General features: G+C 74.2%; 12 protein-coding genes and 1 tRNA gene. All 13 read right to left on the reverse strand.

Annotated elements, in window-relative coordinates; genetic code table 11:
* Nucleotides 1-422: 422 nt before the first annotated feature.
* A tRNA-Thr gene (locus ACFTWP_RS05230) sits at nucleotides 423-496 on the reverse strand.
* A 136-nt stretch (nucleotides 497-632) separates the two neighbouring features.
* The gene (leuE, locus tag ACFTWP_RS05235) at nucleotides 633-1,295 is read right to left on the reverse strand and encodes a leucine efflux protein LeuE (RefSeq protein WP_380262884.1); all 663 of its coding nucleotides are present in this window, start codon (nucleotides 1,293-1,295) and stop codon (nucleotides 633-635) included.
* Between the two features lie 103 nt (nucleotides 1,296-1,398).
* A complete protein-coding gene (locus tag ACFTWP_RS05240) occupies nucleotides 1,399-3,063 on the reverse strand; it encodes an alpha/beta hydrolase (protein ID WP_380262886.1) in 1,665 nt (554 codons plus the stop codon).
* Nucleotides 3,064-3,410: 347 nt separating this feature from the next.
* Nucleotides 3,411-4,517, reverse strand: coding sequence for a hypothetical protein (locus ACFTWP_RS05245; protein WP_380262888.1), 1,107 nt, complete (start codon nucleotides 4,515-4,517; stop codon nucleotides 3,411-3,413).
* A gap of 258 nt (nucleotides 4,518-4,775) precedes the next feature.
* The gene (locus tag ACFTWP_RS05250; protein ID WP_380262890.1) at nucleotides 4,776-5,987 is read right to left on the reverse strand and encodes a DNA polymerase III subunit delta'; all 1,212 of its coding nucleotides are present in this window, start codon (nucleotides 5,985-5,987) and stop codon (nucleotides 4,776-4,778) included.
* Nucleotides 5,988-6,153: 166 nt separating this feature from the next.
* A complete protein-coding gene (tmk, locus tag ACFTWP_RS05255; RefSeq protein ID WP_380262892.1) occupies nucleotides 6,154-9,375 on the reverse strand; it encodes a dTMP kinase in 3,222 nt (1,073 codons plus the stop codon).
* Between the two features lie 146 nt (nucleotides 9,376-9,521).
* On the reverse strand, nucleotides 9,522-12,380 hold the full coding sequence (gene topA, locus ACFTWP_RS05260) for a type I DNA topoisomerase (protein WP_380262894.1): 2,859 nt from the start codon (nucleotides 12,378-12,380) through the stop codon (nucleotides 9,522-9,524).
* 510 nt (nucleotides 12,381-12,890) lie between these two features.
* The gene (locus ACFTWP_RS05265) at nucleotides 12,891-13,370 is read right to left on the reverse strand and encodes a DUF3592 domain-containing protein (RefSeq protein WP_380262896.1); all 480 of its coding nucleotides are present in this window, start codon (nucleotides 13,368-13,370) and stop codon (nucleotides 12,891-12,893) included.
* Nucleotides 13,371-13,634: 264 nt separating this feature from the next.
* The gene (locus tag ACFTWP_RS05270; RefSeq protein ID WP_380262898.1) at nucleotides 13,635-15,182 is read right to left on the reverse strand and encodes a methyltransferase; all 1,548 of its coding nucleotides are present in this window, start codon (nucleotides 15,180-15,182) and stop codon (nucleotides 13,635-13,637) included.
* 164 nt (nucleotides 15,183-15,346) lie between these two features.
* Nucleotides 15,347-16,060, reverse strand: coding sequence for a small secreted protein (locus ACFTWP_RS05275; protein WP_380262899.1), 714 nt, complete (start codon nucleotides 16,058-16,060; stop codon nucleotides 15,347-15,349).
* A 127-nt stretch (nucleotides 16,061-16,187) separates the two neighbouring features.
* Complete coding sequence (locus ACFTWP_RS05280; RefSeq protein ID WP_380262900.1) at nucleotides 16,188-16,556, reverse strand: cyclophilin-like fold protein; 369 nt, start codon at nucleotides 16,554-16,556, stop codon at nucleotides 16,188-16,190.
* 518 nt (nucleotides 16,557-17,074) lie between these two features.
* Nucleotides 17,075-17,491, reverse strand: a complete 417-nt coding sequence (locus ACFTWP_RS05285) for an ATP-binding protein (RefSeq protein ID WP_380262902.1) — start codon at nucleotides 17,489-17,491, stop codon at nucleotides 17,075-17,077.
* A gap of 121 nt (nucleotides 17,492-17,612) precedes the next feature.
* Nucleotides 17,613-17,954, reverse strand: coding sequence for an anti-sigma factor antagonist BldG (gene bldG / locus ACFTWP_RS05290; RefSeq protein ID WP_014178436.1), 342 nt, complete (start codon nucleotides 17,952-17,954; stop codon nucleotides 17,613-17,615).
* Nucleotides 17,955-18,071 lie beyond the last annotated feature (117 nt).

Below are 18,071 nucleotides of genomic sequence, written 5' to 3' on the forward strand. Positions count from 1 at the left end.
CGGTCGCGAATCCACTCAGCAAGTTCGGACGGGTGGTGGTGAGCACCCCTCCGCATGGTGATGACTCGACCTTAGCAACGCCACTTCCCGGTCGCGGTCCAAACGCCACTTCTGACGCCCCTTCCCGGACCCCACGTGGCCGGCAGGTGGGCCGGCCAGCGCGCCAGGCCGTCGAGCCCCCGGGCCGGCCGGTTTCGAGAGCGACGTGAATCGCGCGTGGGGACGGAGATCCTCGGGCACTCGTCCACGCGGATGGCGACCCGCTGAACACAGGTAGCGTCGGCAGCCGCAGCCTCGGTTACGGGCGCGGCACTGTGGGGAGGTCGGCCAGGGCGACTGGAAAGGTCGTCCGGACCTGGCACCGCCGGGCCCGGGAAACACAAAACCCCAGGTCACGGCGAGTGAGTCCTGGGGTTTCGCAGAGCCGCTTTCGGGATTCGAACCCGAGACCTACGCATTACGAGTGCGTTGCTCTGGCCAACTGAGCTAAAGCGGCGCCGCCGGGCTCTGCTGCCCCGGAGGGCAATCATTGCGTCGGCAACGCGGGCAAGTCTACACAGTTTCGGGGGGTGGTCCGCACCGGCCCTCCGGAGCTCTGTTCGAGCGGGCTCCGGAGGGAGCGGGTGGGCGGGTCAGGCGGAGGAGACGGCGAGCTTGGCGGCGAAGCCGGCGAAGAGGACGGCGACGCCGCTGGTCAGACCGGCGGAGAGGCGCCTGCGGCGGCGGAAGGCGGCGGCCAGGGTGGTGCCCGCGAAGATCAGCAGGGAGAGGTACAGGAGGCTGAAGCCCTGCAGGATCCCGCCGAGGAGGGCGAAGGAGAGGGCCGGCTGCCCGTACGAGGGGTCGACGAACTGGGTGAAGAAGGAGAGCAGGAAGAGGATCGCCTTCGGGTTCAGCAGGCTGATCACCAGCGCCCGGCGGAAGGGGTTCTCCTCGGTGGCGGTCGTCTCCGCCGGCCCGGCGTCCGGGGCGGCCCCGGCGGCCGACCGGTGCTCGCGCCAGAGCTGGCGGGCGGCCCGCAGCATGCCGAGGCCGATCCAGAGCAGGTAGGCGGCGCCGCCGAACTTCACCACCAGGAAGACCGCCGGGTTGGCCTTCAGCAGGGAGGCCGCGCCGAGCGAGGTCAGGCTGATCAGGGTGAAGTCGCCGACGAAGACGCCGAGGGCGGCGCGGTAGCCGGTGCGCACGCCCCGGCGGGCGGCGACCGACAGGACGTACAGCGAGTTCGGGCCGGGCAGCAGCACGATGACCAGGGCCCCGAGGACGTAGGTCGCCAGGTCGTTGACTCCGAGCACGGGGCGCTCCTCCTGCAGGCACGGGACAGCCGGCGTCCGGGCTGCGGACGCGGAAACGGGCGAGTCATCGTACCTGGCCGCAGGCGGACTGTTGAAGCACGAATCACTTCGTGCAGTGCAGGCCCTCGTCCGGAGCCTGGCCGGTCAGCAGGTAGCGGTTCACGGCGCCGTCCACGCAGGTGTTGTGCCGCCCGTACGCCGTGTGCCCGTCACCCTCGTAGGTGATCAGCCGGCCCGACTCCAGCTGCCCCTCCAGCGACTGCGCCCACGCGTACGGGGTCGCCGGGTCGCGGGTGGTGCCGACCACCACGATCGGGTCGGCGCCGGCCGCGCGGACGGTGTGCGGCGCGCCGGTGGCGGCGACCGGCCAGTATCCGCAGGCCAGCGCCATCCAGGCCATGTCCCGGCCGAAGTGCGGGGAGGACTGCTCGAAGTCCGGCACCGCCTGCCGGACGTCCGCCGGGCTGGCGAAGGGCGCCGGGAGGTCGAGGCAGTTCACGGCCATGTTGGCGAACATCAGGTTGGGGTACGAGCCGTCCTCGCCGCGGTTGTAGTACGAGTCGGAGAGTTCCAGCAGGCCGGTGCCGTCACCCGCCTTGGCGTCCGTCAGCGCGCTGCGCAGGTTCGGCCAGAGGAACTCCGCGTACATCGCCTCGATCACCCCCGTGGTGGCCTGGGACTCGGTCAGGCGGCGGCCCGAGTCGGTGGCCAGCGCATTGGCGTCGATCGACTTGAACAGCGCGTCGAGCTGCCCGCCCGCCTGCTGCTCGTCCTTGCCGACGGGGCAGCCGTCGCGCTTGACGCAGTCCTTCGCGAAGGCCGCCCAGGCGGTCTCGAAGCCGCCCGCCTGGGTGCGGTTGCCGGTGACCGAGTCGAGCGAGGGGTCCATCGCCCCGTCGAGCACCAGCCGGCCGACCCGGGAGGGGAAGAGGCCGGCGTAGGTGGCCCCGAGGTAGGTGCCGTAGGACTTGCCCACGTAGTACAGCCGGTCGTCCCCGAGCAGGGCGCGCAGGACGTCCATGTCGCGGGCCGCCTCGACGGTGCCGACATGGCCGAGCAGGGCTCCGGAGTTCTGCTTGCACGCCTCGGCGAACTCCTTGTCGGACGCGACCAGGGCGTCCGTCTCGGCCTGGTCGTCCGGCGTGATGTCGACGGCGGTGTACGCGTCCATCCGCTCACCGCTCAGACAGGTGACCGGGCTGCTGCGGCCGACCCCGCGCGGGTCGAGGCCGACCAGGTCGTAGGCGCCGAGCACGCCCGCGTCGTAGCCGGCGACGGCGGCCTCCATGTACTCGATCGCCGAGCCGCCGGGCCCGCCGGGGTTGAGCAACAGCGAACCGATCCGCTTCGCGGTGCCGTCGGAGGGGCGGCGGGCCGCGGTGAGCGAGATGTCGCCGCCCGTCGGCGCGGCGTAGTCCAGCGGCACCTTGAAGGTGGCGCACTCGAAGCGCTCGTCGCAGGACTTCCAGTCCAGCTTCTGCGCGTAGTAGCCGGCCAGCGCCGTCGGGATCTCGGGCGGCAGCGCCTGCAGCGGGGTCGGTCCGGCCGGAGCCGCCGCACCCGGGGCGGCCTGCGTCGGCGCCCCCGAGGAGGACGGCGGCGGGGATGCGGGCGGGGATGCCGGACCGGGGTCGCCGCCCGGCGACGAGCAGCCGCCCAGCAGCAGCCCGGTGGCCGCCACCAGCACGGCGGCCGTACGCAGCCGCGCACCCGCCCGGGTTCGGGTCGGTGCTGCGGTCGGCGCTCCGGCCGGCTGGACTGCGCGCATCGGCGGGGTTCCCCTCAGGTGCTGGTGTGCTGGTGTGCTGGTGTGTCCGGTTCGGCCGGTCGTGGATCCGCGCCCGGGGCCCGGGCCGGCCCGGGTGCGGCACGGCACCCGGGTACTCGCGTACTCGGGTGCCGTGGTGGTCCTGCGGTGGTCCTGTGGTGGTCCTGTGGTGCACAACGGTCCGGGGGTGGCAAAAGGGTCCCGTGGTGATTCCAGTGGCTGGAGTGACCGTCGAGACCGCCGTGCCTGTCCGTCCGTGTGCCGTGGTGTTCGGGGCGCCCGTGGTACAGCCCGCCGCCACCTGCGCGGCGTGGATCAAGCGTAGTGCGCCGGGCCGCCCGCGCCGCTCAGGACGGCTTGGCGAGCGTCTCCGCGAGGTACTGGACCGCGACCCGCACCAGCCGCAACCGCTCCAGCGCCGGGGTGTAGTCCTGCACGATCTCCGAGGTCCGGACATCGGCGCGGGCCGCCTGGCCGGTGCCGGCCTTCAGGGCCGCCTGGAGCTTGCGCAGGCCGTCGAGGCCGGGTGCGTCGGCCTTGGCGGCGGCCAGCAGCAGACGGGGGGCGTCGGCCGCCGGGGCCTCGGCACCCGTCCTGGCCAGCGCCGCCGTGTCGTAGCGGCCGGAGACCGCGGCGGCGGCACCGTACAGGTCGGGGCGGGACAGGCCGGCCGCCGCCGCGCACGGCGCGCCGCCCTCGACGCCGAGCACCCCCCAGCCCGCCGGCCCGGCCGGGGCCGTCCGGAAGGCGGCGGCCACGGCGGTGCGCAGCGCGGCGTCGTCGGCGACGGCCTGCGGAGCCGCGGCGACCAGGTCGCAGGGGCGCTCGGTGCCGGAGGGGGCCTCCGGGACGACCACCACGAAGGGGCGGGAGCGGCCGGTCTGGACGGCGGAGGCGATGCCGTCGAACACGTCCGGCACCTCGGTGTCGGCGGTCTTCCGGGGGGTGGCGCCGTGCAGGACGATCACCGGGAAGCGGGCGTTCGGGTCCTTGGCGTACTCGGCCGGGAGCCAGACCCGGACCTTGTGCGGATGCCCGTCCCGGCCGGCGACCGAGGCCTCCTGGAGGTCCCCGCCGGCCGGGTGCCCGATGCTCTCGAAGCGGGTGACCACCGGAGCCGGCGCCGGCGCCGCCTGGGCCGGGGCGGCGGCCTCGCCGGGCGGCGGGGCCGCCGGTTTGGGTGCGGTGCCCGTGCGGGTGTCCTCCAGGGCGAGCCCGCTGCCGGCGCCGCTCCCCCCGAGCGAGCCGAGCACCAGCGGCACGGCCGACGCGACGACGCAGACCGCGCAGAGCACCGCGCCCGCGGCCCGCAGCAGCACCGGCCGCTGCTCCCCGGTCAGCTCGTAGGTCTGCGCGGAGCGCAGGTCCCGCCAGCGCGCCAGCGCGTCGCGGGCCAGCCAGGCACCGCAGGCCGCGGCGGCGAGCAGGAGGACGACGAGGAGCGGACGGAGCATGGGACGCACCACCTCGGGATGACCGGAGGACCGGTAGCGGAGGCCGCGGCGGCCTGGGCGACCAGCTCCGCCGGACGGCCACGGTGTACTGGGTCCACAGGGTGCAAGACGATCGGCCCGGCGCACGCGAGCGTTCCGGGCGAGTGCGGACGTTCACTCGAAAGGGGGACCCGGCGCTACGGCGGGCAGGCGAAGGGCCGTGCGGCGCCGGGCCGAGCGGGGCCCCGGAGGTGCGGACCGGACGGCGCCCCGGCGGGCTCAGCCCGCCCGCAGGGCGACGGTCATCGCCTCCACCGCCAGCAGCGGGTCGACGTTGCGGTCCAGTGCCCGGCGGCAGGCCAGCACCGCCTCGATCCGCCGCAGCGTGCCCTCCGGCGGACCGGCCGAGGCCACCCGGGAGAGCGCCGACCGCTGGTCCTCGTTGGCCAGCGCGCCGGTCGAGCCGAGCTGGAGCGCGAGGACGTCCCGGTAGAAGCCCAGCAGGTCGAGCAGGGCCACCCCCAGGGTCTCCCGGCGCGTCCGGGTGGCCCTGCTCTTCTGGCGCTTCTCCAGCTCCTTCACGGCCCCGGCCATGCCGCGCGGGGCCTTCGAGCCCTCCGCCGCGCCGTACGCCGCCTTGAGGTCGTCGGTCTCGCGGGCGTCCTGCGTCTCGGCCAAGGCGTCGGCGTCGGCCTTCGCGGTGTCCACCAGCCGCTGGGCGGCGCTCAGGCAGCCGCCGATGTCGGCGACCTCCAGCGGGATCCGCAGCACGTCGGCGCGGCGGGTGCGGGCCTGCTCGTCCACCGCCAGCCGGTGGGACCGCTCCACGTCACCCTGCCCGGCCAGGGCGGCCATCCGGGCCGTCGCGGGCTCGACCCCGTCCCGGCGGACCAGCATGTCGGCGACCGCCTCGGCGGCGGGCGTGCGCAGCACCAGCAGGCGCGCGCGCGAGCGGATGGTGGGCAGCACGTCCTGGACGGAGGGGGCGCAGAGCAGCCAGACGGTCCGCGGCGAGGGCTCCTCGACGGCCTTCAGCAGGGCGTTGGCCGCCGCCTCGGTGAGCCGGTGGGCGGCATCGATCATGATCACCGACCAGCGCCCGCCGGTCGGGTAGCTGGAGGCGCGAAGCACCAGGTCGCGCATGTCCTTGACGCTGATCGACAGCCCGTCGGTGCGGACGAACTTCACGTCGGCGTGGCTGCCGGCCATCACGGTGTGGCAGCCGTCGCAGAACCCGCAGCCGGGGGTGCCGCCGAGTTCGAGGTCGGGGCTGGTGCACTGCAGGGCGGCGGCGAAGGCGCGGGCCGCGGTCGTCTGACCGGCCCCGGGCGGGCCGGTGAACAGCCAGGCGTGCGTCATCGAGGAGGCGTTGGTGCCCGCCGCCCGGTCGGCGCCGCGCCCGGCGAGGACGGTCGCCCGGGCCGCCGCGGCAGCGGCGGTCAGCTGCTCGACCACCCGCTCCTGGCCCACCAGGTCGTCCCAGACGGCCACCGGCGCTCCTCAACCCTCTTGTCCGTACGGCTTCGCCCTGCCGGGCTCCGCTCGCGGTCGAGCATACGTGTCCGCGACGACAGCGGGTGGTGCCCCGGACCGGGGCACCACCCGTCGCACCGTGGAACCGACGCCACGCGCACGTCCTCACGCCACCCGCGATCCGTCAGCGGCGCCGCTTGCGGCCCTTGCCCTTGCCGTCCTCGTCCTCGTCCGGGCCGGGCTGCTGCCACTGCGCCCACTCCTCGCGGGAGCCGAGCAGGGTGTCGGTCAGGCTCGGGAGGTCGTCCATCGGGGTCTCCTCGGCCCAGGACGGCCGGGGCCGGGACGCGGCGGGCGGCTCCTCGGCGACGGTGTCCGCCGGGTCCGCCACCAGCGGCAGCTCCCGGGTGCGGTCGGAGGTCGCGCCCGACCCGACCCGCGGCAGCACCGAGGTGCGGTCCGCGGCCGCGGACGGCGCCCCCGACCTGTCCTCGGCGCCGGTCGTACGGGAGGTGTCGGCCGCTCCGTCGGCGCCGGGCACCCGCGGCAGCACCGCGGTCTCGTCGGCCGGGGCGGCGGGGCCCGGGCGGGCGGCCTTCCGCGCGCGCTCGGCCTCGGCGGCCTCCGCGGCGGCGCGGACCGCCGCCTGCCGGTCCCGCTCGGAGATCTCCTGCGTGACGTCGGCGGCGCCGACCTGGGGCAGCTCCGCCGTCACGTCCGCGGGCACGGCAGCGGCGGCCTCGGCCAGCCGGGCCTCCTCCGCGCGCTGCAGGGCCTCCTCGGCCCGGCGGCGCTGCTCGGCGCGCTGCAGCTCGCGCTGGCGCTGGAGCTCGGCCTGGGCGGCGGCCTCGGCCTGCCGGCGCTCGCTTTCGGCAGCCTCCGCGGCCAGCCTGACCTCCTCGGCGGCCCGCAGTCGCGCCTGCTCCTCGGCCCGCTCGCGGGCCTCCTGCTCGGCCCTGACGCGGGCCTCCTCGGCGGCCTTGCGGGCCGCCTCCGCGGCGATCCGGTCGGCCTCCTCCTTGGCCAGGCGGTCCTTCTCGGCCTGCTCGGCCCGCAGCTGCTCCAGCAGTTCCAGGCGCTTGCGCTCGGCGGCCTCGGCCTCGGCCTTGAGCCGGGCCTCCTCGGCGGCGCGGCGGGCGGCCTCCTCCCGGGCCAGCCGCTCCTGCTCGACCCGGGCGGCGCGCTCCTGGTGGGAGAGCGGCAGCTCGCGGTCGAGCCGGTGGCGGATCGCGGTGGTGACGAGGCCGGGCTGCTGGGCGCCGTCCACCACCAGGTAGCGGGCCGGGTCGGCGGCGGCCAGGGCCAGGAAGCCGGAGCGGACCCGCTGGTGGAACTCGGTGGGCTCGGACTCCAGGCGGTCCAGCGCCTCGGTGAAGCGGTCGCGGGCGGCGTCCGGGTCCACGTCCAGCACGACGGTGAGGTCGGGGACGAGCCCGCCGGTCGCCCAGCGGGAGATCCGGGCCACCTCGGTCGCGGCCAGGTCGCGCCCGGCGCCCTGGTAGGCGATCGAGGAGTCCATGTAGCGGTCGGTGATGACGACGGCGCCGCGCTCCAGTGCGGGCCGGATCACGTTCTCGACGTGCTCCGCGCGGTCGGCCGCGTAGATCAGCGCCTCCGCCCGGTGCGAGAGCCCGGTGTTGCCGACGTCCAGGACGAGACCGCGCAGCCGCTGGCCGACCGGGCTGCCGCCGGGCTCCCGGGTCAGCACCACCTCGTGGCCCTTGCTGCGGATCCACTCCGCCAGGGCGTTCGCCTGGGTGGACTTGCCGGCGCCGTCGCCACCCTCCAGGGCGACGAAGAATCCGGTGCCCGAGGTGCGGTGCGGGGCCGGGCCGGTGGTGCCGCGGACGGCGTCGAGGAGGTCCCGGACGAAGGGGGCGGTGCCGCGCCGGTCGTCCGTCCTCAGCAGCACGACCGCGGCCAGCACCAGGGTGAGCAGTCCGGTGGTGCCGACGGCGAGCGCCGCACCGCCGTGGATGAAGGTGAAACCGCCCGGCTTGGCGTCGCCGACGACCACGTTGCCGTACGCGGCGGCGATCAGCGGCACGGCGACCAGCGCCACGGCCACCACAACCCGCAGCACCGCGTGGAGGTGGTCGGTGACCCTGGGCAGCCGGGCCTCCTCGACCTCCTGGGCGAGCAGGCCGCGGCCGGCCGAGACCACGATGCCGGCGGCCAGTCCGGCCAGCGCGGTCAGCAGGACGACCAGCACGAAGTCCAGCACCAGGCCGGCCAGGATCAGCGCGACGCCCTCGGCCAGCAGGGCCAGCGCCAGCAGGCGGCGGCGCGAGAGGGCGGGCAGGGTGGCCCGGGTGAGGCGGATGCCGAGCGCCGGTGCGCCGGTGGCGGCGAGCACCACCAGGCCGTAGCCGATCGGACCGGCCCGGTGCTCGACGGCGGTCAGCAGGGCGAGCGAGGCGACACCGGCCAGCGAGGCGTGGGCGGCGGCCACCGCGAAGGTGAAGTAGGGGGCCGATCCGGTACGACCCTTGCGCAATGCGGGGCCGGGCGTGGCGTCGGTCGGGGCGCGCAGCCCCTGCAGCGGCGAGCGCGGGGCGGTGGCGACCGGCCCGGAGGGCAGGTCCTGCAGGTACGTCAGGGCGGTCGAGGTGACGAACAGGGCGGTGGCGCCCAGCGCCGCGCAGGTGAGCTGGTTGCTGCGCAGCCAGTCCGAGCCGAGCGCCGCGAAGACGTTGTTGAGGAGGGTGAGGACGATCAGCGCGGCGGCCGCGAGCGGCACGGTGGCCCAGCCGGTGCGCAGGTCCAGCGAGCGCACGGTCTCCAGGTTCGCCGCGGACGGACGCTGCTGGGCGTACGGGGCGTGCGGGTTCACGGGCGGCAGCAGCGCGGGGGCGGCGGCGTCCTTGGTGACGGCCCAGATCCGCTCGGCGGCGCCGGTGACGAAGACGGTGGCCAGCAGCGCGTACGTCGCGGTGCCGGTGGTGGGCTTGGCGGCCGTGGCGGGGAACCAGATCACCCACCAGGGCGCGATGCCGATCAGGACGGCGCGCAGCACGTCGGCGCCCAGCAGCGCCCAGCGGCGGTCCAGCCTGCTGCCGACCAGTTGGTGCAGCGGGCCGAGCAGCGCGGCGCCGAACAGCAGGGTGGCGGCCAGCCGGGCCACGAACACGGCGGCCACGGCGAACGCCAGGCTGCGCGGCAGGTCTCCGAACTGCTGCCCGAGCGCGCCGGCGATCACGGTCAGCGCCAGCAGGACGAGCAGGCCGAGCCGGTCGGCGGTGCCGCCGATCAGCTGGGTCGTCCAGAGCCTGCGGTAGGGGCGCAGGCGGAGCAGTGCGCGGGCCCGTTCGCCGGCGCTCCCGGCCGGGGTGACCTCCGGGAGGTCTGGGGTGGCGGCCTGCGCCGCCACGGCGGCGCCTGTGGGGGGCTGCTCCTCGCTCGTCATACCGTCAGCGTAGCGGTCTGCGGTGACCGCAAAAGGAGGGAGTGGGCCTCCGGATGCCGCTCATTGCACGGTTGTGACGCTTCGGGGACGGACCGCGGGCCCGCACCTCCGGTGGGAGGGGCGGGCCCGCGGCGGCTGTCGGCAGGTCAGCCCTCGTCGGAGCTGCCGGTCTTCTTCGCCGCGACCTTCTTGGCGGCCGTCTTGGTGGCGGTGGCGGTCTTCGTGGCGACCGTCTTCTTGGCGGTCGCCTTCTTGGCCGTGGTGGTCTTCTTGGCCGCCGTCTTGGTGGTCGCGGCCTTCTTGGCCGGCGCCTTCTTGGCGACCTTCTTCACCGGGCCGCGGGCCCGCTTCTCGGCGAGCAGCTCGTACCCGCGCTCCGGCGTGATCGTCTCGACCTCGTCGTCCTTGCGCAGGGTCGCGTTCGTCTCGCCGTCGGTCACGTACGGGCCGAAGCGGCCGTCCTTGACCACCACCGGACGCTCGCTCACCGGGTCGGTGCCCAGCTCCTTCAGCGGCGGGGCGGCGGCGGCCCGGCCGCGCAGCTTGGGCTGGGCGTAGATGGCCAGCGCCTCGTCGAGGGTGATCGTGAGGATCTGCTCCTCGCTGGTCAGCGAGCGCGAGTCGGTGCCGCGCTTGAGGTACGGCCCGAACTTGCCGTTGTACGCCGCGATCTCCTGGCCCTCGGGGTCGGTGCCCACCACCCGCGGGATGGAGAGCAGCTTGAGCGCCTCCTCCAGCGTGATGGTGTCCAGCGACATCGTCTTGAAGAGCGAGGCGGTGCGCGGCTTCACGGCGTTCTTGCCGGTCTTCGGCGTGCCCTCGGGCAGGATCTCGGTGACGTACGGGCCGTAGCGGCCGGACTTGGCCACCACCGGGTTGCCGCTGACCGGGTCGGTGCCCAGCTCGAAGTCGCCGCTGGGCTTGGCCAGCAGTTCCTCGGCCAGCTCGACGGTCAGCTCGTCCGGCGGCAGCTCGTCCGGGATGTCGGCGCGCTGGCCGGGCTCGCCCTCGACCTGCGAGGCCTTCTCCACGTACGGGCCGTAGCGGCCGACCCGGAGCGTGATGTCGTCGCTGATCTTGAACGAGCTGATCTCGCGGGCGTCGATCGCCCCCAGGTCGGTGACCAGCTCCTTCAGACCGCCGAGGTGGTCGCCGTCGCCGTTGCCGGCCTCGGCGGCCCCGCCGACGACATGGCCCTCGCCCTCGCCCACGCCGAAGTAGAAGCGCTTGAGCCACGGCACGGACTTCGCCTCACCGGCGGCGATCCGGTCGAGGTCGTCCTCCATCCGCGCGGTGAAGTCGTAGTCGACCAGCCGGCCGAAGTGCTTCTCCAGCAGGTTGACCACCGCGAAGGAGAGGAACGACGGGACGAGCGCCGTGCCCTTCTTGAAGACGTACTTGCGGTTGATGATCGTGTCGATGATCGACGCGTACGTCGACGGCCGGCCGATCTCGCGGTCCTCCAGCTCCTTGACCAGCGAGGCCTCGGTGTAGCGGGCCGGCGGCTTGGTCGAGTGGCCCTCGGGGTTCAGCGCCTCGGCGGAGAGCGGGTCGCCCTGGGTGACCTGCGGCAGCCGGCGCTCGCGGTCGTCGAGCTCGGCGTTCGGGTCGTCCGCGCCCTCGACGTAGGCCTTGAGGAAGCCGTGGAAGGTGATGATCTTGCCGGAGGCGGAGAACTCGACGTCCCGGCCGTCCGCCGAGGCGCCGCCGACCTTCACCGTGACCGACTGCCCGACCGCGTCCTTCATCTGGGAGGCGACGGTGCGCATCCAGATCAGCTCGTACAGGCGGAACTCGTCACTGCTGAGGCCGGTCTCGGCGGGCGTGCGGAAGCGGTCGCCGGAGGGGCGGATCGCCTCGTGCGCCTCCTGCGCGTTCTTGACCTTGCTGGCGTAGGTGCGCGGGGCGTCCGGCAGGTAGTCCGCGCCGTAGAGCTGCGTCACCTGGGCCCGGGCGGCGGCGATCGCCGTGTCCGAGAGCGTGGTGGAGTCGGTACGCATGTAGGTGATGAAGCCGTTCTCGTACAGCTTCTGGGCCACCTGCATGGTGCGCTTCGCGCCGAAGCCCAGCTTGCGGCTGGCCTCCTGCTGGAGCGTGGTGGTGCGGAACGGCGCGTACGGCGAGCGGCGGTAGGGCTTGGACTCGACGCTGCGGACGCTGAACGCGGTCTGCTCCAGGGCGGCGGCCAGCGCGCGGGCGGCCTGCTCGTCCAGGTGCAGGGTGTTGGCGCTCTTGATCTGCCCGTCGGAGCCGAAGTCACGTCCGCTGGCGATCCGCCGGCCGTCGACGGTGGCGAGCCGGGCGCCGAAGTTCTCCGGGTTCGCGGCGTCCGCGGCGGAGCGGCCGGTGGCGAAGGTCGCGGTGAGGTCCCAGTACGAGGCAGTGCGGAAGGCGATCCGCTCACGCTCGCGCTCGACCACCAGCCGGGTCGCGACGGACTGGACCCGGCCCGCCGAGAGCTTCGGCATGACCTTCTTCCAGAGGACCGGCGACACCTCGTAGCCGTAGAGGCGGTCGAGGATGCGGCGGGTCTCCTGGGCGTCGACCAGGCGCTGGTTCAGCTCGCGCGGGTTGGCGACGGCCTCCTGGATGGCGGCCTTGGTGATCTCGTGGAACACCATCCGGTGCACCGGCACCTTGGGCTTGAGGACCTGCTGGAGGTGCCACGCGATGGCCTCGCCCTCGCGGTCCTCATCGGTGGCGAGGTAGAGCTCGTCGGACTCGGCGAGCAACGACTTCAACTTGGTGACCTGGGACTTCTTGTCCGCGTTCACCACATAGATCGGCGCGAAGTCGTGGTCGACGTCGACGCCGAGGCGCCGCACCTCGCCGGTGTACTTGTCGGGGACCTCGGCGGCCGTGCCGGGCAGGTCGCGGATGTGCCCGACGCTCGCCTCGACGATGTAGCCGGGGCCGAGATAGCCCTTGATCGTCTTCGCCTTGGCCGGCGACTCGACAATGACGAGTCGCTGGCCGTTGCGCGCGGTCTCGCTGCTCGGGGACACCTTCGCTCTTCTCTCCCGGTCGTTACGTGAGCTGGTCGGCGCGGGCAGTACGGATGCCGCTCCGCCCGACCTCACCACCGTCCGGGGCTGCCGCTGCGCGACGACCCCACCAGCGGAGTGTGACCGTACCCCGGCCACCCTTGTCAAACGGACGGATCCCGCTTTTTCACCGGCAAGGCCGACCTACGCCACTCGAACGGTAACCCGATGATGGAGGATCGTGCCGCGCAGAGGGGGTGCTTCGGCGGGTTTAAGAAGGATGGAATAACAGATTTCAGAATCTGTCATCCCGATATCAATGATCGTCGACGCGTGAACGACAGCCGTCCGACCGCCGCCCGCGGGCCGGCTGCGGGACTGCCGCGGGCCCCGGACGGGACGGGCTCGGCCACGCCCGCACCGGCCATCCGTCGGCCGGGCCGACCCGCGCGCCGAGCCGGACGCCGGACGGTCGGGCCACCGTCGGCCGGACGGGCCGACGGCCGGCGGTCCCCCTGGTCGCGCCCCGGCTCAGCGGGCGGCCAGGGAGGCCAGCACGCCCAGGCCCCCCGCCAGGCTCCCCGCCCCCAGCAGCAGCCAGAGGAGGTCGCCGACCAGCGTCGATCCCGTCTCGTCCGCGGCCAGCACCACCAGCGCCGGACGCCGGGGGTCGTAGGCCACCCGGACGTCCGCCCCCACGCCGTACCGGGCCGGGCGCCGCAACGGCGTGTGGCCCCGCGGCCGGGCCAGCACCACCTCACCGCGGCCCGCGGAGACCGCCGAACCCGGCGTGCCCGCCGCCCCGACCGAGGGCAGGGTGGCGAAGGCCAGCAGCGGGGCGCTGTCCAGCGTGCCGTACGGGTCCTCGTCCGCGACCACCCGTGCCGAGGCCGGCACCCCGTGGCGGCGCACCCGGCGCCGAAGGCGCACTTCAGCGGCGCACCAGATCAGCAACGCGCCGCCGAAGAGAACGAGCACGACCCCCGCCGCGATCCCCGTGGGTACCTCCATCGCGCCCCTCCCCACCCCGCCGGGCAGGAGCTCCGCCCACCGACGACTCCGGCCCGCAACGCCCGTTGTCCACAACCTGTGGACAGAGCGTCGCAGCGCAGGGACAACTTCCGACCGACGTCCGCCGTACGAGGGCCGAACCTGTGGGAACGGGAACGTGAACGGAAATCGGCGCAGTGGGGCGGAACGGGGCGGGGCCGAGTACCCGAGCGGGCCGGCCGAGTGCCGCCGGCAGCCGGACCCGCCCCTGGACCCCGCCGGACGTCAGTCCTCCTGCCGCAGACCCGCCGGCTCGATGAACCCCTGCTCGGTCAGCAGCCGCAGCGACTGCGGCACCTGGTCCCGCAGGACGACCCGGTCCTCGTCCAGCAGGTGCGCGATGGCGTCCACGATCTCGCCCGCGGACAGCGTGCCGTCGCAGGCCCCGACGAAGCCGGCCCCCACCGTGTCGACCTTGGTGGCCCGCCGCATGCCGCGGTTGTGGCGCAGGATCACGTGCTCCGGGTCCTCCGCTCCGGGCGGGCCGACCTGCTCCTGGACGACCTCGTCGGAGAGCACGTACCGGGTGGCCAGCAGCCCGGCATCGTCGTGCGTGCGGAGGAAGTCCTGACGGGCGAACCAGCTCTCGATGTGGGGGCCGAGCGGCTGCTCCACCGGGTGCGGCCACTCCTCGACCCGCACGGTCGGGCGGTCCGCGCCGCCCGCCCGCAGGGTGATCCAGCCGAAGCCGATCCCCTCCACCCGCGCCGCCTCGAAGGCGTCCAGCCACTCGCCGTAACGGGCCTGGTAGTCGCCGCCCGGACCGCGGTGGTCACCGCCGTCGCGCAGCCACAACTCGGCGTACTGGGCGACGTCCTGCACCTCCCGCTGGACGACCCACGCGTCGAGGCCGGTGCCCGCCACCCAGCCCGCCAACCGGTCGTGCCAGTCCTCGCCCCTGACGTGCTGCCAGTTCGCCAGCAGCTGGCAGTAGCCGCCGGGCTCCAGGTGGGCGGCGGCGCCCTGCACCAGGTTCCGGCAGAGCTCGTCGCCCGCCATGCCCCCGTCGCGGTAGGTGAACCGGCTGCCGGGCGAGATCACGAACGGCGGGTTGGAGACGATCAGATCGAACTTCCGGTCACCGACCGGCTGGAACAGGCTCCCCTCCGCCGTGTCGGCGGTGTCGAAGCCCGACAGCGCCAGCGTCAGCTCGGTGAACCGCAGGGCGCGGGGATTGACGTCGGTCGCGGTGACCCGCTGGGCGTGGCGCGCCGCGTGCAGCGCCTGCACCCCGGAGCCCGCCCCGAGGTCGAGCGCCGCCCGTACGGGCCGCCGCACGGCGATGTTCGCCAGCGTGGTGGACGCACCACCGACCCCCAGCACCAGTTCCCGGCGCGCCACGCCGTGCGCGGTCTCCCCCGAGCCGATACCGCCCGCGCCGCCGACCGCGCACCCCAGGTCGGAGACCACCCAGGAGTCCGAACTGGGCAGGCCGGCGACCTCGTTGGCGTACGGGCGGACATCGACGGTGGCACGCACCAGCTCGCCGTCGGCGCGCAGCCAGCCGTCGGCGAGGCAGTCCTCGACGGGCAGCGCGGCCGCGGCGGCCGCGTACGGAACGGGCTGCTGGAGGAGGAAGAGCCGCACCAGGGTCTCCAGCGGACTGCCCCCGCGCGTGGCGCGCAGCGCCGGCACCGCCTCGCTGCGGGCCAACGCGGCGTAGCCGGTGGGCCCGAGCAGGTCGAGGCAGCCGTCAGCGGTGTACGAGGCGGCGAGCAGCGCTTCGCGGAACTTGGCGAGGCGGGTGGGGTCGAGAACGGGGCTACTGGTCACCCCGCCATTGTCTCGCGGCTCCGGGTCACGGCCCGCCGTGACGCCGCCCGCGGCCGCTCCCGTCGGGGCGGGGCCCCGTTGGGCCGAGTGGCCCGTCGGGGCGGGGCCGCCGGGCGGCAGGCACGGCGGCCGGGCTGACCCGGGTCAGCCCGGGTCAGCCCGGGTCAGCTCGGCGAGGCCGCGGGGGACGAGGCCGGAGCGGCAGAGCCCGCGGCGGGGGTGGCCGACGCGGAGGGCGCGGCACCCGGCTGTCCCGTCGCGTCCGACGCGGTCGGGCTCCCACCGGCGGGAGCTCCGGCGGGAGCGCCCGTGGAGGCTCCGGTGGGCGCGGCGGCGGGCGCACCGGGCTTGCAGCCCGGCTGCTTGGCCATCGCCGCGCCGAGGTCGCCGCTCTGCAGCTTGCTCTGCGCCTGCGTGGAGAGCGTCGCCAACTGCTGCACCTGGTCGCCGACGCTGCGCAGCCCGTCCGCGAACTTCGCCTGGTCGGCGTTGGGCAGGGCGTCCAGCTTCTTCTGCACGTCCAGGTACCCCTGGGCCGCCTTGTTCAGCTCGTCGACCGCGTCCTTCTGGACGGCCGCGCCGTTGTCGACCTTCGGAGCGCCGGCCTTGTCGATGACCTCGGCGATCTGCTGGTTCGTCTTGGCGAGCCGCGCGACATCGGCGGAGAGCCGCTTCTGCAGGTCGACCGGGACTTCGCCCTCCTTGACCTGAGCGGTGTCCGCCAACGCCGCCTGGGCCTGCGCGATGGGATCCTTCGCCGAGTCACAGACGGTCGTCGCCCAGGCGTTGAGCTGCGCACTGTTGTCGCCGCCGCACCCGACGGCGCCGAACGCGAGCAGTGCGCCCAGCGCGGGTACGGCCAGCAGTCGCTTGTTCACCGGGAGAGCCCTTTCGGTTTCGGTCGTCGAACGGCGAACCTACACGCCCGTCCGGTCCGGCCGCACCGACGGCGGCCCCGCACGGGCCCCGCCGCCCCGGTTCCGCCCTCGGGGCCGCGGGAACCGGTCAGGCCCGCTCGACCCGGATCGAGTCGCCCGGACGCACCGTGCGCAGCACGTTCGCGTCCACGTCCAGGGCGCCCAGCACATTGCACGGCCCGGCCAGCCGGCACTCGCCCGCCCGCGAGATCGGCGTCGGTCCGAAGGGCAGCGCCAGGCTGTCACCGTCCGTCCAGAACGCCACGGTGCCGGGTTCGACCACCTGCCGGGCGTCGTCCTCCAGGGGCACGCTGACCGGAGTCCCGAAGTAGACCTCGTCGCCCCAGGTGTTCGCCGCAGAGCTGATGGGCAGTGCCTCCCAGAGCGCCTCGGTGGTGGGTGTCGGCAACAGGGTGGCCGTGGCCTGCCCGGCCGGCCAAAGGATTCGCATCCGCATGGGGTGTTCCCTCATCTCCGACAGATCCGCTCCGACCGCGCCCCAGAGCAGGGAACCGCCCATTTCAACAATCTGTCAACTCTGGGTGCGTGGTGGAACGCGCCGCCCTCGCCCCGGATCCCGGACCGGGAGGGCGCGGGGTGCGAGACCCGGCCAGGAGATCGGGCTGCTCAGGGACGGCTTCCGGCGGCCCCGCACGTTCCGCTCGACCCTCGGCCCACCGTGGAGAAACCGGCCAGCAAGGGCGACGGGTCGGGCCCACGATTGGTCGGGCCCCACGACTGAAGGGGAGGCCGCCGGGCGAAGGGACGGACACCACCGCGCCGGCGGCACGCGGGCGGGATGCCGAAGTCGCCCGCCCAGGTGTCCAGGCCGACGGCGGCACGGTGAAGGCGGGCGCACCGACTTGGAGGCACGTCAAAGGCGCGCCCCTCGGGCACGAACACCGGGAAGGGGCCCTCAGGGGCGAGCCGTCGGTAACGGGCCCTCGGACCCTCGGCTACGGCCCGTCGGCGAGCTCAGAGCGCCAGGGCGTCGACCGACACCGGCCAGCTCATCCGGATCAGGCCACCGCGAGCGCCGTTGGTGACCTCAAGGTCCTCGACCAGACCAGTGATCACCGCGAGGCCCAGGGTGTCCTCGTCCGCGTCGTCCACCACACCCGGGGCGGGCACGAACGCCGGACCGGCCTCGTCCTCGACCTCGATGAGGAAACGCTTCTCCTGATCGGTCAGAGCGACCCGGACGGCACCGCCCGTCACCCCGCCCCGCTGGTGCAGGCCCACCGCGCGGGAGCACGCCTCGCCGACGGCAAGGCGCACCTCGTCGAGCACCGACTCGTCGACCCCGGCGCGTCTCGCCACCGCCGCGGCCACCAGCCGGGCTGTGCGGACGTGCTCGGGAAGTGCACTGAATCGAAGTTCGACCGTTGCCATGTCTCCCCCTCGGGGTTCTCCGACCACGGGCTGGACAGCCAGCCCCGAGGGCCGGACGGATCCGGCCCTTTGCCGGGGCGGGCGGGCCCACGAGAGCCCCGCCCGCCCCAAAAAGGTGAGATCAGTCGGTCGCGGCGACCGCGTCGTCCACCGAGGTGTGGATCGGGAACACCTTGGTGAGACCGGTGATCCGGAAGATCTTCAGAATGCGCTCCTGGTTGCAGACCAGGCGCAGCGAACCCTCGTGGGCACGCACTCGCTTGAGACCGCCCACCAGGACGCCGAGACCGGTCGAGTCGAGGAAGTCCACGCCCTCCATGTCGACGACCAAGTGGTAGTTGCCGTCGTTGACGAGCTCGACCAGCTGCTCGCGCAGCTTCGGGGCGGTGTACACATCGATCTCGCCGCCAACCTCGACGACCGTGCGATCGCCGACTGTACGGGTCGACAGGGACAGGTCCACGGAACCTCCAGCGCCTTGCCTTGCTACGTCATTGCGATCTTCGGCCTGGCGGCCGCCACCGCGTGGTCAGTGCCTGGGCACGCCCATCCAGCATGCGGCGAGCCTCGGCGTTGCGAC

Origin of the sequence: Kitasatospora sp. NPDC057015, from assembly GCF_042673745.1 — a bacterium.
Lineage (GTDB): Bacteria > Actinomycetota > Actinomycetes > Streptomycetales > Streptomycetaceae > Kitasatospora.